The organism is Affinirhizobium lemnae (assembly GCF_022968395.1).
Taxonomy (GTDB): domain Bacteria; phylum Pseudomonadota; class Alphaproteobacteria; order Rhizobiales; family Rhizobiaceae; genus Neorhizobium; species Neorhizobium lemnae.
In genome coordinates, this window is the sequence record NZ_JALJQZ010000007.1 from 53,518 (window position 1) to 74,463 (window position 20,946).

At 59.9% G+C, this 20,946-nt stretch carries 16 protein-coding genes; 10 read left to right on the forward strand and 6 right to left on the reverse strand.

The window, feature by feature from the left end:
* Positions 1–591: 591 nt before the first annotated feature.
* The gene (locus tag MUU53_RS06425; protein WP_247260159.1) at positions 592–783 is read left to right on the forward strand and encodes a hypothetical protein; all 192 of its coding nucleotides are present in this window, start codon (positions 592–594) and stop codon (positions 781–783) included.
* Positions 784–959: 176 nt separating this feature from the next.
* On the opposite strand, the gene MUU53_RS06430 is transcribed toward MUU53_RS06425, so the two are convergent.
* Together MUU53_RS06430 and MUU53_RS06435 are read right to left on the reverse strand one after the other, a co-directional pair.
* The gene (locus MUU53_RS06430; protein WP_247260160.1) at positions 960–1,508 is read right to left on the reverse strand and encodes a DUF1254 domain-containing protein; all 549 of its coding nucleotides are present in this window, start codon (positions 1,506–1,508) and stop codon (positions 960–962) included.
* On the reverse strand, positions 1,501–2,088 hold the full coding sequence (locus MUU53_RS06435) for a DUF1214 domain-containing protein (RefSeq protein WP_247260161.1): 588 nt from the start codon (positions 2,086–2,088) through the stop codon (positions 1,501–1,503). The genes MUU53_RS06430 and MUU53_RS06435 overlap by 8 nt, the downstream gene beginning before the upstream one ends.
* 458 nt (positions 2,089–2,546) lie before the next feature.
* Between MUU53_RS06435 and MUU53_RS06440 the strand changes: the two genes are divergently transcribed.
* From MUU53_RS06440 to MUU53_RS06450, 3 genes are all read left to right on the forward strand, one after another.
* The gene (locus MUU53_RS06440; RefSeq protein WP_247260162.1) at positions 2,547–4,184 is read left to right on the forward strand and encodes an AMP-binding protein; all 1,638 of its coding nucleotides are present in this window, start codon (positions 2,547–2,549) and stop codon (positions 4,182–4,184) included.
* Positions 4,181–5,491 carry a ferric reductase-like transmembrane domain-containing protein gene (locus MUU53_RS06445; protein ID WP_247260163.1) on the forward strand — a complete coding sequence of 437 codons (1,311 nt, stop codon included), beginning with the start codon at positions 4,181–4,183 and terminating at the stop codon, positions 5,489–5,491. Before MUU53_RS06440 ends, MUU53_RS06445 begins: the two co-directional genes overlap by 4 nt.
* 82 nt (positions 5,492–5,573) lie before the next feature.
* Positions 5,574–6,395 (forward strand): enoyl-CoA hydratase-related protein, encoded by an 822-nt coding sequence (locus MUU53_RS06450; protein WP_247260164.1) that lies wholly within the window; start codon positions 5,574–5,576, stop codon positions 6,393–6,395.
* A 252-nt stretch (positions 6,396–6,647) separates the two neighbouring features.
* Here MUU53_RS06450 and MUU53_RS06455 read toward each other — a convergent pair whose 3' ends face one another.
* Positions 6,648–8,885, reverse strand: a complete 2,238-nt coding sequence (locus MUU53_RS06455) for a transglycosylase domain-containing protein (protein WP_247260165.1) — start codon at positions 8,883–8,885, stop codon at positions 6,648–6,650.
* A gap of 176 nt (positions 8,886–9,061) precedes the next feature.
* Between MUU53_RS06455 and MUU53_RS06460 the strand changes: the two genes are divergently transcribed.
* Positions 9,062–9,529: a YcgN family cysteine cluster protein gene (locus MUU53_RS06460; RefSeq protein ID WP_247260166.1), complete on the forward strand. Its 468-nt coding sequence runs from the start codon at positions 9,062–9,064 to the stop codon at positions 9,527–9,529.
* Between the two features lie 214 nt (positions 9,530–9,743).
* Entirely contained in the window at positions 9,744–10,880 is a 1,137-nt protein-coding gene (gene ampC, locus MUU53_RS06465; protein ID WP_247260167.1) for a class C beta-lactamase, read from the forward strand.
* On the opposite strand, the gene MUU53_RS06470 is transcribed toward ampC, so the two are convergent.
* Positions 10,861–12,735: a heavy metal translocating P-type ATPase gene (locus tag MUU53_RS06470; protein WP_247260168.1), complete on the reverse strand. Its 1,875-nt coding sequence runs from the start codon at positions 12,733–12,735 to the stop codon at positions 10,861–10,863. The two genes, ampC and MUU53_RS06470, sit on opposite strands and share 20 nt — an antisense overlap.
* A gap of 166 nt (positions 12,736–12,901) precedes the next feature.
* Between MUU53_RS06470 and MUU53_RS06475 the strand changes: the two genes are divergently transcribed.
* The 3 genes from MUU53_RS06475 to MUU53_RS06485 all read left to right on the forward strand — a co-directional run bounded on the left by MUU53_RS06475 (position 12,902) and on the right by MUU53_RS06485 (position 17,476).
* Positions 12,902–16,240 (forward strand): type ISP restriction/modification enzyme, encoded by a 3,339-nt coding sequence (locus MUU53_RS06475; protein WP_247260169.1) that lies wholly within the window; start codon positions 12,902–12,904, stop codon positions 16,238–16,240.
* A 3-nt stretch (positions 16,241–16,243) separates the two neighbouring features.
* Complete coding sequence (locus MUU53_RS06480; protein WP_247260170.1) at positions 16,244–16,516, forward strand: hypothetical protein; 273 nt, start codon at positions 16,244–16,246, stop codon at positions 16,514–16,516.
* Positions 16,517–16,582: 66 nt separating this feature from the next.
* On the forward strand, positions 16,583–17,476 hold the full coding sequence (locus tag MUU53_RS06485) for an NAD-dependent epimerase/dehydratase family protein (RefSeq protein WP_247260171.1): 894 nt from the start codon (positions 16,583–16,585) through the stop codon (positions 17,474–17,476).
* Positions 17,477–17,478: 2 nt separating this feature from the next.
* On the opposite strand, the gene MUU53_RS06490 is transcribed toward MUU53_RS06485, so the two are convergent.
* The gene (locus MUU53_RS06490; RefSeq protein WP_247260172.1) at positions 17,479–18,891 is read right to left on the reverse strand and encodes an aminotransferase-like domain-containing protein; all 1,413 of its coding nucleotides are present in this window, start codon (positions 18,889–18,891) and stop codon (positions 17,479–17,481) included.
* Between the two features lie 111 nt (positions 18,892–19,002).
* Here MUU53_RS06490 and MUU53_RS06495 point away from each other — a divergent pair, with 111 nt between their 5' ends.
* Positions 19,003–19,890: a DMT family transporter gene (locus tag MUU53_RS06495; RefSeq protein WP_247260173.1), complete on the forward strand. Its 888-nt coding sequence runs from the start codon at positions 19,003–19,005 to the stop codon at positions 19,888–19,890.
* A 20-nt stretch (positions 19,891–19,910) separates the two neighbouring features.
* On the opposite strand, the gene MUU53_RS06500 is transcribed toward MUU53_RS06495, so the two are convergent.
* Complete coding sequence (locus MUU53_RS06500) at positions 19,911–20,585, reverse strand: CPBP family intramembrane glutamic endopeptidase (RefSeq protein WP_247260174.1); 675 nt, start codon at positions 20,583–20,585, stop codon at positions 19,911–19,913.
* Between the last annotated feature and the right edge of the window lie 361 nt (positions 20,586–20,946).

Below are 20,946 nucleotides of genomic sequence, written 5' to 3' on the forward strand. Positions count from 1 at the left end.
TGCCGCAGCGCTTCATGCGCCGGGAAAGTCTCAGGAAGGGCAGGGAAAGGCCGTCGCTCCACCCGCTTCATGGTTAAGGCATCGTAGGGCCAACGGGGTTAATGGCTGGTGAAGATTAGCAAACTGTGCCGAACTGTTGCACATCTGTCTCGCGTGCTCTATGCGCGAGCGGACACAAGGTCTTGCAGCCTGTGGAGGGAAAGTTTCGCACAAGCTGGGTGCCAAATTCTTGCATCTGCTTGTGTATTAACGGAACGTCAACAATCTTATGTCTGAAATGAGACTAGACCGCATGAACCGCCCCTCGGTTGCAGGGAATCGAGAATGTAATTCCGGTTTGAACCCGGCCTTGGCATTTCGGAAAGGTGAAGAAAACCACCTGCGGATTTCCTGCGTAACAAATGTGTCGGCGCCCAATGAATGTGCCAGGCCGACACTGAACAGCTTTGCCGGACGGACCGGCCAAACGGCTCTTTCCGGCAGAACAGAGAACGGCGCAAATGCCTCGCAAGAGGTTGCGTCAGCCCCGATCAGGGGCAGGGTGAAACTGTCTGGTCCTTCATCCGTCTCATCCCCTCAATGGAGACGAGCATGGCAGAGATAGTCGTATTGAAGAAATGGCGTGAAACCCATCCGGGCAAGGCCCCGCTGCGCATGCAGCCGACGGGTCTGGCTCAAAACCCGGCACAACTGGTCTTCTTCATGGGCGTGCGTTACGAGCGCATCGAAGACCTGACCCACCGCAAGATGGACGAGATGGCGCTGGCCTTCGAAAAACATTGAAGCGGTGTTTAAAGCATGGCGCGCAAAAGTGTGCAGCGGTTTTGCGATAACGGCATGCGACAAGAAAACTCAAAGCGTCAGGAGCGAATCTGAAAAATCGCGACACGCTTTAAGCCAGCATGCGCCACCTCCTGCCTGAGGATGGTCATGCCATGTGTGGCAAAAAGAGAAACGATCTATTCCCATTCCATCGGGCTGCAATCAGCCTTCGTCAGGAATTGAAGGGCCGCCTCGCGAAAACTCTGCTGAGGCACAAGTGCGCGCAGCACGGCATAGCCCTCCACCTGCGCCGTCTCCACAATGATTGGCTGAACCTGCGTCGACGCAAGCGCCTTTCGAAGCGCCGTCGCCTGTACGGGCGTTGCCAGGATCACATCCAGCGTCCGGTCGGCCGCCGTACGGTCATTGATGCTGAAGGTCTCGTTGGAGGCACTGTCGAAGGTCGCCATGGACCAGAACGGCACGCCATTGGCGGAGGTCAGGCGCACCGGCTGATCCGTGATGTCGAAAGCGCAGACGGCGATTTCCAGAAACGGATCCTGTTTGGCAAGGCCTGCCCGATCCGGCTTGGCACCCACGATGTGAAAGCGAAATTCCGGCCCCTCGTTCATCACCTGGCTATGGGCATCCCGCTCGCTGAAACTGGGCAGCGAAAAGATGATGACGAGGTGCAGCAATGCCGCACCGACAAGTCCGGTCAGGATCGCCAGGAGAACTCTAAGCATGGCTGCAACCGGTCTTTGTCAGCTTCGGCATGGTGAGGTCGATCAAGCCCGAGCTTCCCGCCGTTGGCGTGTCCAGAAGCGTCAGCACCAGGCGAAACGGCTGGTTGGGCGTGGTGGAAAGCCAGTTGCCGGGAAAGGCGGATGGTGCAACCGTGACCTCGAAACTGCCATCGGCCCGTCTCAGAACGATGCGCGAATTCAGCGCCTGCGGCCGCTCGGCATCCGGGGAGGGTGGCAGACGGTCCTCGCCGGTCACGAAAAGCGTCCAGGCGCGGGTGGGCGGCGTCTGGCCGGAAATCACGTAGGTGCAGTTACCGTCCAGGCGCGCGCCTGCATCATCCACGCTGGCCGTAAAGCTCAGGCCCTCGGCGCTGCCCAGAAGCAGCTTGCCACCATTGGCCCGATGCGCCTTGGCGTAAGGGTCGGCATCGATGGTCTGCGCCTGCGGAAAGGCTTCCCACGCGCCAAGCTTGATTGCGCCGAAGCCAACCGTCGCATCCAGCGCGACAAGGGTTGACCATATTCCGCCGCCGAAGGCGATCAAAAGGCTCAATGCGACAAGGAGAGGGAGGCGGAACAAGCGGAAGGTAACCTTTGAATTTCAGGCCTGCATCCTACCACCCATCGCCGGTGAACAAAATGCCTTTTTGGCCGCTGCCCAGGAAGGGATGCTGACCCGATCACAAAATATTGAATGCTACACATTGCCGCCGTTCGAGTGAAAGAGGGGCGTCAAGCAAGAGACAGTCATACATTTTAACGCGCGTATAAAGTGCATTTCTTATGAGCTCAAGTATAATTCCTGTGCATGTGATCGCGACCCATTTTTCTCAATCCCTTGGTTCCAAGGGTTTGCACGAAACATCTAACGTCAAATATAAAAATATGCTTTTGGATATAATTGATACATAACCGTTTTTATGAAAAATATAACCGTCTATATTTTGGTATACAGATCGTTCACTTTGCGCCTATTGTGCGATTAATACTTATACGATTAGCAAATTTTATTTTTAAAAAGATCTTGAGGAGAAAGTAATGGCAGACCTTATGTCGCATTCTGCTGCCCCAGAAGTTGTATTCGAGGGCCTTCCGCCCATTCTTGGTCAGGGCGATGTTTTAAGCACCTCGCTTCTGGCCTCCCTCAATTGGCAAGATCGGCAGCGTTTCCTGTCCTTTGGCTGGGGCGAGGCGGCATCCCCGCGTTTTCCTACGGTGCTGGACGCCATCGCATTCCAGTTCGCCCACCAGCCGCATGAACGTGCCGTGATGTGGCAGGGACGCGCCATGACCTATGGCGAGCTGGATCACGCCTCGAACAAACTGGCTGCGGCGCTGCAGGCAAAGGGCGTCGGTCCCGGCAGTGTTGTCGGTCTCTATCTCAAGCGCTCCATTCCCATGGTGGTCGGCATCGTGGCTGTGATGAAGCTGGGAGCGGCCTATGCTCCGCAGCATGTTGGCGTGGCACCAGACGAAATCCTCACCCACGTCGCAGCCGTTTCGGCAGCCCCGGTCGTACTGACCATGCGCGATTGCTTCGCGGCACTTCCCGCCTTCGAGACGGCAAGCGTCCTTGTCATCGAGGATGTTCTCGAGGCGGAAGCTCTCACATCTGTTCCGGATCTGGCGCTTCGTCCGAAGCCCGAGGACCGTTGCATCCTCCTGTTTACCTCCGGCACGACGGGGCAGCCGAACGGCGTGCAGGTTACCCATGCCAATCTGGCCAATGTTCTGTTCACGGCTCCGGGCGATCTCGGCATCCGTCCGGGCCAGAAGGTCGGGCAGATCCTGTCCATCGCCTTCGATATGGCGGCCTGGGAAACGCTGGGCGCGTTGGGCAATGGCGCAACGCTGGTCATTCGCGGCTCTTCCATTCAGGAAACGGCGGAACAGGTGGATGTGCTCATCGCAACGCCCTCCATCCTCGGCAAGCTGGATGTGGACCGCTGCCGCCAGATCAAGACAGTGGCCGTGGCCGGTGAGCCATGCCCGCGTCCGCTGGCCGATCTCTGGGGCAGCTTCTGCACCTTCATCAACAGCTGCGGCCCGACGGAAACGACCATCATCAATACCGCCGCCGTGCATCGCCCGGAAAAGCCGGTGCTTTCCATCGGCAAGCCCACGCCCAACAACACGGTCTATGTTCTCGATGAAAATCTGATGCCGCTGCCGATTGGCGAGGTGGGCGAAATGTGGGCAGGCGGCGAGTGCGTCAGCCTCGGCTATCTTGCAAACGAGGCCCTGACGGAAGAGCGCTATCGGCCGGATCCCTTCCGTCCCGGCCATATGATGTTTCGCACCCGCGATCTGGGACGCTGGACGGAAGATGGAGAGCTGGAGCATTTCGGCCGCGTGGATGACATGGTGAAGATCCGCGGCTTCCGGGTGGAGCTGGACGGTGTTTCCCGCACCATCGAAACGACGCAAGGCTGCCAGCAGGCCGTTACCCTCAAATATGATGACCGCAGCCTGGTCGCCTTTGTCACGCCCGCCAGCGTGGATGTCGAGGCCGCGTCCCGCGCGGTGGGCGATCATCTGCCTTACTACTGCGTGCCCGCCGCCATTCTCCCGCTTCCCTCGCTGCCGCTCACCCCTCGCGGCAAGCTCGACAAGCGCCTGCTGCTCTCCATGGCACGGGATCATATCGAAGCACAGGCCTCGGAGCTGAATTCATGACACTCGAAATTACTGAAACTCCCCAGGCCAGCTTCAACCTGCGCCGCATCACCCGCCATCCGCTGGCCATGGAATACCACCGCCTCTATGCGCTGGTTGCCATCGTCAATCTCGTCCTCGCCGTTTTGTGGTGGCAGGATGGAAGCCTCCTGCAGAACGGGGTGGCCAACCTCGAACTGCTGGCGAATATGGCGCTGATCAACTTCAGCCTCGGTATTCTCATTCGCCAGCAGCGCCTGGTGAATTTCCTCTTCTGGCTCGCCACCCGCATTCCCACCAGCTGGCCGCTGTGGATCCGCTGGCGTGCCGCCAAGGTGTTCCACTTCGGCGGTCTGCATTCCGGTGGCAACACGGCAGGCAGCCTGTGGTTCACCCTGCTTCTGGCGGGCATGGCGTATAATCGCTGGCAGGGTCAAAGCCTGCCTTCGGATCTGACGCTCGGCCTCACTGGTGTCATGCTGGCGCTCATCGCGCTGATCGTCACCTGCGCATTGCCATCCATGCGCGCCCGCTATCACAACCTGTTTGAGAAGACGCATCGCTTTGCCGGCTGGACGCTTCTGGCCTTCTTCTGGGCGCAGACGCTCTCGCTCATCCATGATCAGGGGCAGCCGGTTCTTCAGCAGCCGTCCATCTGGGCGCTCGCCGTCATCACACTGTCGGTCGTTTCGCCCTGGCTCACACTGAAACGGGTGAAGATCGAGGTGGTGAAGCCCTCGAACCATGCCGTCACGGCGCGCTTTGATTATGGCGATACACCTTTCCCGGGCTCATCGAATGCCATCAGCCACACGCCCTTTGGTGAGTATCATGCCTTCGCAAACGCACCGAAACCGGGTGAGAGCGGTTATCGCCTCGTCATCAGCCGCGCCGGCGACTGGACGGGCCGGTTCATCGATAATCCGCCGAGCCATGTCTGGGTCAAGGGGATCACCACCTCCGGCGTGGCGCGCATCGAAGTGCTGTTCAAGAAGGTCGTCTATGTCGGCACCGGGTCCGGCATCGGGCCCATCCTGCCGCATCTTTTCGCAGGAGAGGTTCCGAACCGGCTGATCTGGTCCACCCGCTCGCCGCGCAAGACCTATGGTGCGCTGGTGGATGAGGTGGAGGCCTCGACCGAAAACCCGCTGATATGGGATACGGACCTGCGCGGTAAACCCGATCTCGCAGCGCTCGCCCTGCAGGCTGTGCAGGAAACCGGTGCCGAAGCCGTCATCGTCATCGCCAACCAGAAGGTTACCAGACAGGTTGTCTATGCCATGGAATGCCAGGGCATTCCGGCCTACGGTGCCATCTGGGATAGCTGACAGGAGAGAATGCGACTACGGCCGCCGGAGCCAGAACTCCGGCGGATTTTTCAAATCAATCCATTTTTCTCAGGAGAAGCCCATGAATGCCCCCCATGCGCCTAACCATGCTTTGAAACTTAATGGCCAGACGGAACAGCAGCCGGAAGACGACCTGATCGTTTCCGTGGAAGGCCGTGTTGCCACCATTCGCATCAACCGTCCGCAAGTCTTGAACGCCCTGAACAGCCGGTTGATGCACCGCATTCTGGAGCTTGCCACAGGCTTCGACCGCGATCCGGAAATCCGCGCCCTCATCATTGCTGGCAGTCGCAAGGCCTTTGCCGCCGGGGCCGATATCGCCGAACTATCCGAACACACCCACGCAACCATGTATGAGGCCGATTTCTTCCACGAATGGGACCGTTTCGCGGAACTGCGCCTTCCCAAGATCGCAGCCGTCAGCGGCTATGCGCTGGGCGGCGGCTGCGAGCTGGCCATGATGTGCGATATCGTTCTGGCTTCGGAAACCGCGAAGTTCGGTCAGCCGGAAGTCAAGATCGGCTGCATTCCGGGCATGGGCGGCTCCCAGCGTCTGACCCGTCTGGTGGGCCGTGCCTGCGCCATGGACATGATCCTCACCGGCCGCATGGTGGATGCGAACGAGGCGCTGCGCATGGGGTTGGTCAGCCGCGTTCTGCCGGTTGATGAGTTGGAACGGGAAGCAGCGACCGTTGCCGCCACCATAGCGTCTTACGCCCATGACATCGTGATGATGGCCCGTCAGGCAGTAAACGCCGCCGAGGAAACCACGCTGTCGGCGGGACTGCGTTACGAGCGGCAGATCTATCACGGGCTCTATGGCAGCGCCGCCCAGCGCGAAGGCATGGCCGCTTTCCGCGAGAAGCGTTCTCCGAATTTTTGAGGCAACCCCTTCAAAATAAAAGTTCCCCTTCCCAGCCCTCTCCACAAAGGGGGAGGGAGCAGGTCGAGCAAGCCGCAAGCAGCCTAACTCGCCAAATTGATAATGGGGAAACAAGTGGTTGCCGAGAATGCTGACGAACTCCCTCCCCCTTGTGGGGAGGGCTGGGGAGGGGATCTTTTAATTGAGTTGTGTATTTGACATCTCAACTTTTGATCGAAAATTCAAGAGGCGGTGTGCCTGAAGCGGCGTGCCTTACGGCAGTCTCTTTGCCGTCTGGTTCGGCTTGTCCTCTATACTTCCGCGAACGCTCACTTCTGCCACTTTCTGCGCGGAGGGCAGGGGTGCGGCGTCACTCAAATCCTTCGAGATCCGTCGCAGGATACGGGTGCTGTCGGCAGAAAGCGAACGGGGCCGCACCAGCTGCGCCATGCCGTTCGGCGTGGCGTTCGTGCCGTCCTTGGCACTCGCCAGCGGCAGGCCAGGGGCATGGTTGCCACGCGGAAGCGGGTTTTCGATGCCGGGAATAGGCTTCAACTCGATGCCCTGATGGGCATAATCCATCAGCTTCTTGAAGGTCATGGCCGGAAGCGATCCGCCGGTCATGTTGTTCATGGAGGTGAAGTCGTCGTTTCCGAACCAGACAGCAGCCGTGTAATTGCCGGTGAACCCGATGAACCAGGCATCGCGATAGCTCTGGGATGTTCCAGTCTTGCCGCCGGTCACGATGCCGCCCTCAAGAGCGGCGCGCTTGGCGGTGCCGATGACCGGGATCTGCGTCAGGATGCGGTTCATGGAAGAGACCGCCTGTTCCGAAACAATGCGCTTTGCGGCAGGCTCGTCGCGGTTGAAATCATAGAGGATTTCGCCCTCGTAGTCGCTGACCTGCGCAATGGCATGGCGGCGGGCTTCCACGCCCCCGGCGGGCATCACTGCATAGCCGGTTGCCTGGTCGAGTACCGTGACTTCCGATGTGCCGAGCGGCACGGTCTTGTCGCTGCGCAGGGGCGTTGCAACACCCATGGTTCTCGCCAGTTCGACAATGGGTTTCACGCCCAGCTTCTCCTTGGCAAGGCGAACGGGCACGGTGTTTAAGGATTGCGCCATGGCAGAGAGCATGGTCACGCGGCCCTTGTAGGAGCGGGCATAGTTCTGCGGCGACCAGTTGTTCCAGGTAATCGGCGCATCCGAAATCATGGTGTCGGGCGTGAAACCGTTCTCCATGGCCAGCGTGTAGGTGTAGAGCTTGAACGAGGAGCCGGGCTGGCGCAGTGCCTTGGTGGCGCGGTTGAACTGGCTTTCGCCATAGTCACGTCCGCCGACCATGGCGCGCACATCGCCGCCATTCTCGATCATCACCAGCGCGCCCTGCTTGACCTTGTAGCTCTCGCCATATTCGCGAAGCGAACTCTCCACCGCCTCCTGCGCCGCCTGTTGCAAGCCCATGTCGATGGTGGTGCGCACAATCAGTGAGCGCTTCTTGATCTTGCCTTCATCCGCCAGCCGCTGCACTTCGTCAAACGCCCAGTCGAGGAAATAGTCAGGTGCGGCCAGTTCCGCGCGGTCGATCACGCTTGCCGGGTTGCGCCGTGCCGCCACCACCTGTCCTTCGGTCATCATGCCGCTCTGCACCAGATTGGTCAGAACTTCGTTTGCACGGCCGCGGGCGGCAGGCAGGTTCACATGCGGGGCATATTTGGCAGGTGCCTTGAAGAGGCCCGCCAGCATGGCCGCTTCCGCAAGGTTCACATCGGTGATGTTCTTGCCGAAATAGAACTGGGCAGCCGCCGCCGCACCAAACGTACCAGCGCCCATATAGGCGCGGTCCAGATACAGCCGAAGGATCTCCTTCTTGGAAAGGTTCGCCTCCAGCCAGAGCGCCAGGAAGGCTTCCTTGATCTTGCGTTCCAGCGAGCGCTCATTGGTGAGAAACAGGTTTTTCGCCAGCTGCTGCGTCAGCGTGGAGCCGCCCTGAACCACGCCGCCTGCACGGGCATTTTCGCTCATGGCACGGGCGAGACCAAAGAAATCGATGCCGAAATGGTCGAAGAAGCGCCGGTCTTCGGTGGCCAGAACCGCCTTCACCAGATGGTCCGGTAACTGGTCTATCGGAACCGCGTCTTCGTGAATGATGCCGCGATGGCCCACAACATTGCCGTAGCGATCAAGAAAGGTGACGGCGAAATCGCCGCGCGAGCGCCAGTCTTCCTTGGTTTCCTCGAAGGCGGGCATGGCCAGCGCCAGAAGCAGCACAAAGCCCGCAGTGCCGAAGGTCAGGCCCTCATCGGCAATCTCGACAACGACGCGCTTCCAGCCGCGAACCCGGAAACGGCGCGAAAAGATGGTGATCTCTTCCCAGATTTCGCCAAGCTTGAAGCCCAGGTTCCAGACAGTGGAATCGATCCAGCTGTCTATGCGCAGCAGAAGGTGGCGTCTGCGGCGACGCTTCTCTTCTCGCACATCTGGCTGTCTCGGATCGGGATCGTCCTGCACGTCGGAATTCCTGTTGAGCAACCGTTTTGCTTGACGCCTTCCTCATGAAGGACCAAAAGCCAAGGGCAATGCCTTTCGCCAGCAATGGCCGACAAATGGTGAATGCACCCTTAACTCGACTGTCAAACCGATCCTTATCGGCTAAATTATGCCCGTCGTGGCCAAGAAAAGACAAGATGGAAAATCCGTTCTGGAAAGTGAAATCGCTGGATCAGTTAACGCAAGGCGAGTGGGAAAGCCTGTGCGATGGCTGTGGCCTCTGTTGCCTCAACAAGCTGGAGGACTGGGACACCGGCGAGGTGGCCTTCACCTCCGTTGCCTGCCGCCTGCTGGATGGCGACAGCTGTCGTTGCTCGGACTATGAGAACCGTCAGGCCACGGTGCCGGACTGTATTCAGCTCACACCCCAGAGCGTACGCGAAATCCACTGGCTGCCACCCACCTGCGGCTATCGGCTGGTGCGCGATGGGCTGGATCTCTACTGGTGGCATCCGCTCGTCTCCGGCGATCCGGAAACGGTGCATCAGGCCGGTATCTCCGCGCAGGGCCGTACCATTTCCGAGGAGGAGGTGGATGTGGACGATTTCGAGGACTACCTCGTCGAATGGCCGCTGACCGTGGGCGAACACGCCAAGACGAATTGATGGGGTGGGCCGGGAATATGCAGGAGCTTACAGACACTGATACGTCGAAGCGTCGCGAAGTTCGAGTGCTGCATGCCAGTGAGATTGATGACGATCTTCTGGCGGAAATTGAAACCGCTCAATACGGTGTGATCTCAGCTTACACAAACACCCCCGCCACAACTTCGCCAAGAAATCTGATCACTGCTCCCATCGCAAATGGGAGTAATGAAACATGCATAAATGTCGTCTGGCGTCGGTCACTCTTGCCGTGGCCTTTACCTCGGCGTCCCTCGTAAAGGCCGATGACTTCAAGGCAAAGGCGGCAGCAGCGTTCCAGCCGGTCGTGAAGCAGTATGATATCCCCGGCCTCATCGTCGGGATTACCCGCAACGGCACCCACGAATTCTACGCGACCGGTCTTGCCTCCAAGGCCGACCGCCGCGAGGTGACGCCGGAAACACTGTTCGAGCTCGGCTCCATCAGCAAGCTGTTCAATGTCACGCTGGCGGCTCTGGCGGAGCAGCGCGGCACGCTGAAGCTGGAGGATAAGGTCGCGCATCACCTCTGCGCCGATAAATGCCGGATCGGCGATGATCTGACGCTGATGGATCTTGCCACGCACCACACCGGCGGCATGCCCTTGCAGGTGCCGGATTCTGTTTCCGATGTGAACGGCCTTGTGGATTGGATGAAGGACTGGAAGCCAACCAACCCCGGCGCGCGCAGCTATTCCAATGTCAGCATCGGCATGCTGGGCCATATCAGCGCGAAAGCCATGGGCATGCCCTATGCGAAAGCCGCCGAAGGTACGCTATTCCCGGCTCTCGGGCTGAAGAACACCTTCGTCACTGTTCCGCAAAGTGAGATGAAGCGTTACGCCTACGGTTACAACAAGGCAAATGAAGCGATCCGGGTCGGCAAGGGCGTGCTTGATGCAGAGGCCTATGGCGTGAAGTCGAGCGCGAGCGACATGCTGGCCTTTCTGGATGCGGAACTCGGCACCCGCTCCGTTTCCGGCGAGCTGCAAAAGGCGTTCGAGCGCACCAGGACTGGACAGTTCAAGACAGCCTATTTCTCTCAGGCCATGGTCTGGGAAGAGTATCCCTGGCCGGTGAAGCTCGATCAGATGGTGGCGGGCAACAGCCCGGATTTCATCCTGAAGCCGCAGCCGGTCGAGAAGATCGCTGAGCCCGCAAAGCCGGGTGAAAGCACGATCCTCAACAAGACCGGTTCCACCAATGGCTTTGGCGGCTATGTGGCCATGATCCCGGAGAAGAAGCTCGGCATCGTGGTGCTCGCCAACCGCAACTATCCGAACGAGGCCCGGATCCGTGCAACCTATGCGCTGATCAAGTCGCTGGGCGAGTAGCCGCACTCTCGGCAGCGGGCACCGCAATCCTTAAGGACCGCAAGGCGTTGAGGATTGTCGCAACATCGATTGCCTCCTGCAACAGCGCACCCTGAACCGGCTGGAGATAGCCGAAACCGGCGGCCAGCATGGCCAGAACGGAAAGGCCAATGCCCACCACCACGCTTTGCAGCGCAATGGTGCGGGCGCTTTTTGCAATCACAAGGCCGGTGCGCAAGCGGTCTATCCGGTCCACCAGCAGCACCACGTCCGCGGCTTCGGCAGAGGCTGCGGCACCCCGCGCGCCCATAGCAACGCCCACATCCGCAACGGCAAGGGCGGGCGCATCGTTCACGCCATCGCCCACCATCATCACCGGACCCAGCTTGCGCTCTTCCAGCACCACGTGAACCTTCCGGTCGGGCGAAAGCTCCGCGTGAATGGCGTCGAGCCCCAATCCGCCTGCAATGCGCTCCGCCACGGCGGCGCGGTCTCCGGTCGCGAGAACCAGCCGCTTCACGCCGTCGTGCCGAAGTCCCGCCAGCATCTCGCCCACATCGGCCCGCACCGGATCGGCCATCAGAATAGATCCTGCGAACTGTTTTTCCACACCCACGGCCACCAGCACGGAACCCGCTTCCGCAGCCGCAATGGCAGAGCCCGCATTCCCCGTTCGCGCCGTCACGAAACCATGGCCGCCCACGAAAACGGTTTTGCCCTCCAGCTTGCCGGCTACGCCTTCGCCCGGCACTTCTTCTGTCTGCGCGGGTAGGGGCAGCGCCAGTCCGCGCGCCTCAGCGGCCGCCACCAGCGCCTGCGCCATCGGGTGTTTTGAAAGCTGATCCACCGAGGCGGCAAGCTCAAGGACCTCGGCCTCGCTGAACCCCGGTTCTGCATGAATACGCGTAATCTGCGGCCGCCCGTCGGTCAGCGTGCCGGTCTTGTCCAGCACCAGCGTGTGAATGCGCGCCATGCTCTCCAAGGGTTTCGCGCCCTTGATGAGGACGCCGAACTGCGCCGCGCGCGAAAGCCCCGCCACCAGCGCCACGGGAACCGCCAGAATGAGCGGGCAGGGCGTGGCGACAACCAGCACGGCGACGGCGCGAATGGGATCTCCCGTGACCCACCAGGCGGCAAACGCAATCAGAACCGTGATGGCCAGAAAGCCGATCGAGAACCGGTCGGCCAGACGCGACATCGGCGCCTTCGAGCGCTGGGCCTGTTCCACCAGCCGCACAATACCCGCATAGGTGCTGTCCTTCGCGGCCTCTGTCGCTACCATGTCAAAGGCGTGGCCCGCATTGGTGGAACCGCTCAGGATCTCGGCTCCGGTTTCAATCGAAACAGGCAGCGATTCCCCGGTCAGCGCCGCCATGTTGAGATAAGCCGAGCCTGCCTCCAGCCGTCCGTCCACGGGCACCACATCCCCCTGACGGATCAGCAGCCGGTCTCCGGGGATCACCTCCTCGACGGGAATCTCCTGCAGGCCGCCATCGCGGTGGCGCGTGGCCGTGCGGGGGGCGCGTGAGAGAAGATCGCGCATCTCGCGCCGCGCCCGTCCTTCTGCAAAAGCCTCCAGAAACGTGCCGCCCGTATACATGATGGCGACAATAGTGGCCGCCAGCGCCTCATCGAACAAAAGCGCCGCCGACATGGAAAGCGCGGCCACCACATCCAGCCCCACTTCGCCGCGGACAAGGCTGCGGATGATTTCCACCACAAGCGCCGCCAGCACCGGAAGCGTGGCGGCGCTCCAACAGAGCCGCGCCAGATCCGCTTGGTCCAGCAGGAACTGCAAGGCCAACCCGCCAATCAGACCCGCCACCGCCACACACAGCAGCAACACCTTCATGCGGTCTTCGGTTGTGCTCTCCATGCGCCTTGGTCTCCCTGTATCCTGAGGAACACCCTAGCGGATGAACAGACGCGGCGACATTGATTTCCGTCATGGGGCGGGGCGATGGAGATTGCGGTCTCTTCGCGAAAAATAGCAATTGTTTTCATCTGTTTACTACCTATGGTGAAGCCCGAAGGGGAATCAGATGCCAGCAATCTCATTGGATAGTGTCGTTTCGGCCTTTGGCCATGCGGTCTCGAAGAAGCTGTCGAGCCCGGTGGTCAGCGGCGCGCCGGAGGATCAGCTTCGGGGACCCTTGGAAGTGATGATCGGCGGGCTGGTTGAACTTCTCGGCTATCCTGAAAATGCGGTTTCCCTCATCGGCGAAACCAGCCTGTCCGACATCATGACGAGGCCTGATTATGCTGTCACTTTCGGCAAGGCGCTCACCGGCTTCATAGAGGTCAAGGCACCCGGCAAGGGCGCTGACCCACGCCGCTTTCAGGGCCATGACAAGGAGCAGTGGAACCGGCTGAAATCCCTGCCGAACCTGCTTTATACCGACGGCATGAGTTTTTCCCTCTGGCGCGATGGAGAGCTTCAGGGCTCAATCGTGCGGCTGGAGGGCGATCTGGAAACGGATGGCAAGGCGGTGCGCGCATCCGGCGCTTTGCTGACGCTCTTCTCAGACTTTTTCACTTGGACGCCGCAGGCGCCGAAGAACCCGCGCCGCCTCGCGGAGGTCAGCGCAAGGCTCTGCCGCCTCCTGCGCGACGAGGTGAGCGAACAGCTGGCGCGGGGCAACGTCGCGCTCAGCGGTCTGGCGCAGGACTGGCGAAAGCTTCTGTTTCCGCAGGCCGATGATGCGCAGTTTGCCGATGGATATGCGCAGGCCGTGACCTTTGGCCTGCTGATTGCCCGCACCCGCGAAATTCCGCTCAATCAGGGCATTGAACACGCGGCATCGGATCTGAAGAAATCCAATTCGCTGATCGGCACGGCGCTGGGGCTTTTAACCGACAATCCGGATAATCGTACAGCACTGAAAACCTCGCTGGATACCATGGCGCGGGTGCTGGACGCCGTGAACTGGCGGGAGGTCGGCAAACGAGACCCGGATGCCTGGCTTTATTTTTACGAGCACTTCCTTGAAGTCTACGATAATACACTGCGCAAGCGGACCGGTTCCTATTACACCCCGCCGGAAGTGGTGAATGCCATGGTGCGCATGGTGGATGAGGTGCTGCGCGGCCCTCTGTTCGAGCGCACCAGCGGCCTTGCCTCGCCGGATGTGACCGTTGCGGACCCTGCCGTCGGCACCGGCACATTCCTGCTGGGTGTGCTGCGCAAGATTGCCGAAACGGTGGCGACCGATATGGGCGAGGGGGCGGTGCCGGCTGCCATCAGTGCCGCCGCCCAGCGGTTGATCGGCTTTGAACTGCAGTTCGGCCCCTTTGCCGTGGCGCAGCTTCGGCTGATCGCCGAATTTCAGGAGCTGATGGTCGTGGGCGATGGCAAATCCGCCAGCCTGCCGCCGCTCAAGCTGTTCATTACCGATACGCTGGGCAATCCTTATGTGGAGGATGAATGGTTGCCGCAGGTCATGCAGCCCATTGCCACCTCGCGCAAGGAGGCAAACGCCATCAAGAAGGGCCAGCCGATCACGGTTGTCATCGGCAATCCGCCCTATAAGGAAAAGGCGGAAGGGCGCGGCGGCTGGATCGAGGCAGGCTCCGGCGGCAGCATGAAAGCGCCGATGGACTGGTGGCGTCCGCCTGTCGAATGGGGGGTCTCAGCCCATGCCAAGCACCTGAAAAACCTCTATGTCTATTTCTGGCGCTGGGCCACCTGGAAGGTCTTCGGCACGGGCAATTATGCCGCGACCGGCATGCCGGATAGGGATGAGGAAGGCGTGATCTGCTACATCACGGTGGCCGGTTTCCTCAATGGTCCGGGCTTCCAGAAAATGCGCGAGGATCTGCGCCGCACCGCCACCAACATCTGGGTCATCGATTGTTCGCCGGAAGGCCATCAGCCGGAAGTGGCGACGCGTATCTTTCAGGGTGTGCAGCAGCCGGTCTGCATTGTCATTGCCGCCAAGAAACTTGGCAAGGATTTAACAAAACCCGCCGATGTGCGCTACATGCCGCTGCCAGCGGGGCGGCGTGAGGGCAAGTTCAAGGCACTGGAAAGCCTGTCATTGGAGGGGCCGGACTGGGTGGAATGTCCGGATGGCTGGCGCGATGCCTATCTTCCGGCAGCGACCGGCGCCTGGGCGGATATGCCGCCGCTGAAAAGCTTCTTTGTCTATGATGGCTCCGGTGTCCAACCGGGGCGCACCTGGCTGATTGCGCCGGACAGGGAAACCCTTGCCCGCCGCTGGGATGCGCTGGTGGCCGAGAAGGACGAGGCGCGCAAGGAAGTGCTGTTTCATCCGCATCTGAGAAACGGTCAGCCGGGTGACAAGCACATTCGGAAAGAGCTGAAGGCGGGATTGCGCGGCCACCCGGAGCGACTGAGCCCGATCATTGCAGAGACCGGGCAGATGGTGCAGCCGATACGCTATGCTTTTCGCACCTATGATCGGCAATGGATCATTCCCGATTCACGCCTGATCAACCAATCCAACCCCGCACTCTGGGACGGCTACTCCAGTGAGCAAATCTTCCTGACAGCACTCGAACGTGCAGCTCCGTCGTGTGGACCAGCGATCTCCCTGACATCAAACATTCCTGATTACGACCACTACAAAGGTTCGTTCGGCGGTCGCGTCATGCCGCTGTGGCGCGATGCCGGGGCCAGCCAGTCCAATATCCGCCCGCAGCTTCTGGCTTTCCTGGCCGATGCCTATGGGCAGGAGGTCACGCCCGCCGATGTCATGGCCTATATTGCCGCCACGCTTGCGCACCCGGCTTTCATCGCCCGTTTTAAGGACGATCTCGTTCAACCGGGTCTGCGCGTTCCGCTGACGGCGGATGTAGAGCTGTTTTTCGAGGCTGTGGCGCTGGGCCGCGAGGTGATCTGGCTGCATTGCTATGGCGAGCGCTTTGCCGATCCGGCAGCGGGCCGACCCAAGGGGCCGCCGCGTTTGCCGCCTGCGGACGCGCCGCGCATTCCCGCCGGTGGCGCCATTCCCGGCGCGCCGGAGCCGCTGCCGGACGTGATCGATTACCAGCCGGAACACCGCAGGCTCATCATCGGCAAGGGCTTTATCGACAATGTGCCGCCGGACGTCTGGAGTTACGAGGTTTCCGGCAAGCAGGTGCTGCGCCAATGGTTCAGCTATCGCAAGCTGGACCGCTCCCGCCCCATCATCGGCGACCGCCGTCCGCCATCGCCTCTGGATAAAATTCAGCCGGATCACTGGCTCGCCGAGTATACGACCGACCTCATGAACCTGCTGCACGTGCTCGGCAGGCTGGTTCGGCTGGAGCCCGCCCAGGCCGACCTTCTGCAACGGATACTGGATAAGCCAATGCTCGGCCTTGAAAACGCCGGGGCGGAGGAGGACAATGATGCTTCGGCAGAGACTGAAACGGCATGAGTGATGAGCAGAACGCAACTTGACTTGTTCGGTACGCAGACGGACCTGCTTCCGCAGGAGCCCGCCTCCTACAAACCCAATCCGGATAGGGTTCGCAGCAAGTTGAACGCTGTTCTGGCAGAAATGCGGGCAGCGCAATCCATGCCATGGGACCGTAAAAAGCGCGCCTATCACCAGATGCTTTTCCCGCAGATGACCCGTTCATTGCCGGATGACGAGGCGGCTGAACTGCGCTTTGCCTTCGACACCGAATGGCAAAGATTGACAGGCGGCTGATCCAGCCATTCCATTTCCGCTCGCCACACCCTATCTCTGTCCCCGCATATCAGCGGAGGAATACTTATGGGCAAGCGGATCATCTTCACCGGCGGCAGCGGCAAGGCGGGGCGTCACGCCATTCCCTACCTGCTTGAACAGGGCCACACGGTTCTCAATCTCGATCTGAAGCCGTTTCCGGATCAATCCGTGCCGACGTTGATCACCGATCTCACCAATTCCGGCGAGGTGTTCAATGCGCTATCCCAGCATTTCGGCTTCGAAGGTCTGGAAACCGGCGAGGGGGTGCCGAAGGTGGATGCGGTGGTGCATTTCGCCGCGGTGCCTCGCATTCTCATCCAGCCGGATAATACCACTTTCGCGGCCAATACCGTTTCCACCTACAATGTCATTGAGGCGGCCATGAAGCTCGGCATTCGCAAGGTCGTGGTCGCCTCCAGCGAAACCACCTATGGCGTCTGCTTTGCGGAAGGCGATAAGGACTACCACGAATTTCCGCTGACCGAAGACTATGACGTGGACCCGATGGATAGTTACGGCCTTTCCAAGGTGGTGAACGAAAAGACGGCCCGCGCCTTTGCCATGCGTTTCAAGGCCGATGTCTATGCGCTTCGTATCGGCAATGTCGTCTCACCGGAAGACTACGCGAATTTCCCGGAATATCTCGCCAATCCGCCCATGCGCAAACGCAATGCCTGGAGCTATATCGATGCGCGCGATCTCGGCCAGATCGTGCATCTGTGTATCGAGAAGGACGGCCTGGGCTTTCAGGTCTTCAACGCCGTCAATGATACCATCACCGCCAATGAGCCGACGCGGGAATTCTTGCGCAAATATGCGCCGGGAACGCCCATTACCGGCGAGTTGGAAGAATTCGGCGCGCCGATCAGCAATAAAAAGATCCGCGATCTGCTGGGCTTCCAGGAGCAACACGACTGGCGCAAGTATGTGAAGGTCTAGCCTTACCGCCTCACGCCGCACTCCCGCTCCAGAACCTGCCATCTTTTCTCATCCGCCATCTGCGCCACGTTGAAGCGCATGAAGCGGCTGGCGGTCTGGGCGGCGCTGAACACATTGCCCGGCGCCAGCACCACGCCTTCAGCCATCGCTGCCTGCGCGAGGGCCGTGGAGGATGTGCCGTCGGGCAACTGGCACCAGAGGTAAAAGCCGCCGCGTGGTTCAAGCCATGGCTCGATGCCGAGCGTCGTCAGTCTCGCGCTGACACCACGGCGGGTGCGGTTCAGGCGGCGGCGCACTTCTTCCATGTGTTTGCGATAGCTTCCGCCGGTCAGAACCTCACCGATGACATGGGTGACGATGGGGCTCGGGCCGCCAAATTGCGCCGCGATCTGCAGGTCCACCAGCCCTTCGATCCACTCAGCACGCGCCGCAATGTAACCGCAACGCAGGGAGGCAGACAGCGTCTTCGAAAAGCTGCCGATGCGGATGACCCGGTTCAACCCGTCCAGCGCCGCCAGCCGTACGGAAGGTTCCGGTTCGAAATCGGTGAAGATGTCGTCTTCCAGAATGAGCAGATCATGGGCTTCCGCCAGCTTCAGCAGCCTGTGCGCCACGGGCGGCGAAAGCGTGGCCCCGGTTGGATTGTGCAAGGCGGAATTGGTGAGGTAGAGGCGCGGCGCGCTTGCCTGTAGTGCATGTTCGAACGCGGTGAGATCCGGCCCCGTGGGTGTCATGGCAACGCTGATCACCTGCACCTGATGCGCCTTCAGCAGGGCGCGGAAATTGAAATAGCAGGGATCGTCGACGAGAACCGTATCGCCGGGCTTCAGCAGCAACCGGCAGATAAGATCGATCGACTGGCTGCCGGAGCCGGTCAGCATGATATTGGCGGGATCGAGCGCCAGCCCTTCCTCCGCCGCACGCCGTGCCAGAAGCCGCCGCAGATCGAAATCACCCTGCGTGCGGCCATAGTTCAGGAGAACGGCATCCTCGGCGCGCGCCACATTGCGAAGGGCACGCCGCAGCGCCGCCTGCGGCATCCAGTCGGCAGGCAGCCAGCCGCAGCCGGGCTTCGGGCTTTCGTCATCGGCATCGAGAGACTGGCGCGAAACCCAGAAAGGGTCCACCTCCCGCAGTTCAGGCGATTCACCACGGGTCGAAAGCGCAACAGGCGTCAGCGTATTGGCCGTCACGAAAAAGCCGGACCCGGCACGGGCGCGGATCAGCCCCTCAGCCGCCAGCCGGTCATAGGCTTCCACCACGGTAGATGGCGATACGCCAAGGCTTGCGGCAAACCCGCGAATGGAGGGCAGGCGGTCGCCATGGGTGAGCGCGCCAGAGGCGATACGGCTGCGGATCTGCGCCATCACCTGCGCGGTGCGGCCTGAAGCGCGGGCGTTTGTTTCATCGGTCATCGGTTCATCCGTATGGGTGATGCATGCAGTACAGTTTGGTTGAATTGTATGGCTGTGTGCCTGTCTGCGCCAGCCCCGCCGACCTATGATCCAAGCAAAAAGGATGAGACGATGAAAGCAGCAGCGCAGACAATTCGAACTGGAACCATGGATGGCTTGATCAGCGGGCTGATCGGCGTCATCATTTTCAGCGGCTCTCTGCCTGCCACCCGTCTTGCAGTGCTGGGCCTGCCGCCGCTCTTCGTCACCTCGGCGCGTGCCGCCATGGCAGCCGTGCTGGCGGCGATACTTTTGCTGATGTTGCGGCAGAAGCGGCCGCACCGTTCCGATCTCCTGTCGCTTGCCGTCATCGCGCTCGGTGTCGTGATCGGCTTTCCGCTGCTGACCGCGCTGGCACTGCGCTCCATTTCCTCGGCCCATTCCATTGTCTTCATTGGCCTTCTGCCGCTCGCCACCGCCGCCTTCGGCGTGCTGCGCGGGGGAGAAAGGCCAAAGCCTCTGTTCTGGCTGTTCTCCGTTCTCGGCAGTCTGCTTGTTGTGGGCTTTGCCCTGTCGAATGGCGGGCAGGCCTCGCTGCACGGCGATCTTCTGATGATCGCCGCCGTCATTGTCTGTGGCCTTGGCTATGCGGAAGGCGGCAAGCTGGCCCGCAGCCTGGGCGGCTGGCAGGTCATCTGCTGGGCGCTGGTGCTATCCATGCCGCCTATGGCTGTGCTTTGCCTTTTCACCTGGCCGCAGGATCTGGCAGCCGTGCCTGTCACGGCCTGGGCTGGGCTCTCCTATGTCACCGTGTTCAGCATGCTGGTTGGCTTTATCTTCTGGTATCACGGGCTGGCGAAAGGCGGCACAGCCTCCGTCGGGCAGTTGCAACTTCTACAACCCTTCTTCGGGCTTCTTCTGGCGGCACTGCTGCTGGGCGAGGCGGTTTCCTGGTCCATGCTGGGTGTAACCTTCGGCGTCGTTGCATCCGTCACACTCGCGCGCCGCTTTGCCACCTGATGACGGGCGGGAGATTGCAATCACACACCTATATGGCGGATGACGATGAAATTCATCGCCGCATGGAAGAAGATGGGCAGCCCGATGCCGCCGCTGAAATAGCGGATGAGGCTGAAAGCGAATGCCATGAACAAGTAGTTTGTGAGGGCATCGAGGCTGTTTGGCAAATGCACCGCTGCAAACAGCAACGCGGTGCAGATGGTGATTAGACCATCACCATATCCTCGCGCCTTAAGCCTTGCCCAGAGATAGCCGCGCCAGAAGGTTTCCTCTGCAATGGGAGCAAGAGCACACCCAGCCAAAACGCGCAAAATTGCGCTCAAAGACGTATCGAGGTCTACATCGGGCTTGCCATATTGCCCCAAGAGGTTCACCGCTAGCCATAAAGCTCCGATCGCAACGGCAGCAATCATCGAGCGTGGAGAGCGAAGGGATTGCTTGATTGCCTCAAGGCGTATCAGGCATGCTGCCAGCATCGCAAAATAGGCTACAACCCCGGCCGTTACATGGGCGCCCCGTTGACTGACGATGAGGCTGAAGTTTTCACCGGACAGGATAATGCCCATGAATACACCCAGCGTTTCAGCGACAACCGTGACGATAACGATGAATACAATCGGCACAGCGCAATCGATGACGATCATACGCAGAAGCAGGATAGCATTCTCTGCGGCCTTCTGAATTTGAATTATCATTGCCGCCGACATCCCCCATTTTTAGATATTCAGAATGAATAAAATAAAAGTTCAGTGATCCGAATTTTTATTTTTAATTTTCTTTAAAAGGAAAATCAAAAAGTCCCATAATGCAAATGATATAATTGGAGATATAAATGAAATATATGAAATATCATAGTAATCTGAAGATTTTCCAAATGGTAAAGTGAATAATATAATTGGATTAATGATAGCTAAAGGAACGATTAAGTTTATGATTTTCAACGTTATTCTCCTGTATTTGACCACAGACCTAAACTTAATTAAGGTCTGTGGGTTGGTTAATCAAATGTAGGTTAAAAATTTACCGATCGTCAGCGCGTTGGCCGCCGTTGTAATC

Excerpts from the sequence above, each read along its gene's own strand:
- MUU53_RS06425 (WP_247260159.1), top strand. The coding sequence starts at position 592 with ATGGCAGAGATAGTCGTATTGAAGAAATGGCGTGAAACCCATCCGGGC.
- MUU53_RS06430 (WP_247260160.1), bottom strand. The coding sequence starts at position 1,508 with ATGCTTAGAGTTCTCCTGGCGATCCTGACCGGACTTGTCGGTGCGGCA.
- MUU53_RS06440 (WP_247260162.1), top strand. The coding sequence starts at position 2,547 with ATGGCAGACCTTATGTCGCATTCTGCTGCCCCAGAAGTTGTATTCGAG.
- MUU53_RS06445 (WP_247260163.1), top strand. The coding sequence starts at position 4,181 with ATGACACTCGAAATTACTGAAACTCCCCAGGCCAGCTTCAACCTGCGC.
- MUU53_RS06450 (WP_247260164.1), top strand. The coding sequence starts at position 5,574 with ATGAATGCCCCCCATGCGCCTAACCATGCTTTGAAACTTAATGGCCAG.
- MUU53_RS06460 (WP_247260166.1), top strand. The coding sequence starts at position 9,062 with ATGGAAAATCCGTTCTGGAAAGTGAAATCGCTGGATCAGTTAACGCAA.
- ampC (WP_247260167.1), top strand. The coding sequence starts at position 9,744 with ATGCATAAATGTCGTCTGGCGTCGGTCACTCTTGCCGTGGCCTTTACC.
- MUU53_RS06470 (WP_247260168.1), bottom strand. The coding sequence starts at position 12,735 with ATGGAGAGCACAACCGAAGACCGCATGAAGGTGTTGCTGCTGTGTGTG.
- MUU53_RS06475 (WP_247260169.1), top strand. The coding sequence starts at position 12,902 with ATGCCAGCAATCTCATTGGATAGTGTCGTTTCGGCCTTTGGCCATGCG.
- MUU53_RS06480 (WP_247260170.1), top strand. The coding sequence starts at position 16,244 with ATGAGCAGAACGCAACTTGACTTGTTCGGTACGCAGACGGACCTGCTT.
- MUU53_RS06485 (WP_247260171.1), top strand. The coding sequence starts at position 16,583 with ATGGGCAAGCGGATCATCTTCACCGGCGGCAGCGGCAAGGCGGGGCGT.
- MUU53_RS06490 (WP_247260172.1), bottom strand. The coding sequence starts at position 18,891 with ATGACCGATGAAACAAACGCCCGCGCTTCAGGCCGCACCGCGCAGGTG.
- MUU53_RS06495 (WP_247260173.1), top strand. The coding sequence starts at position 19,003 with ATGAAAGCAGCAGCGCAGACAATTCGAACTGGAACCATGGATGGCTTG.
- MUU53_RS06500 (WP_247260174.1), bottom strand. The coding sequence starts at position 20,585 with ATGATAATTCAAATTCAGAAGGCCGCAGAGAATGCTATCCTGCTTCTG.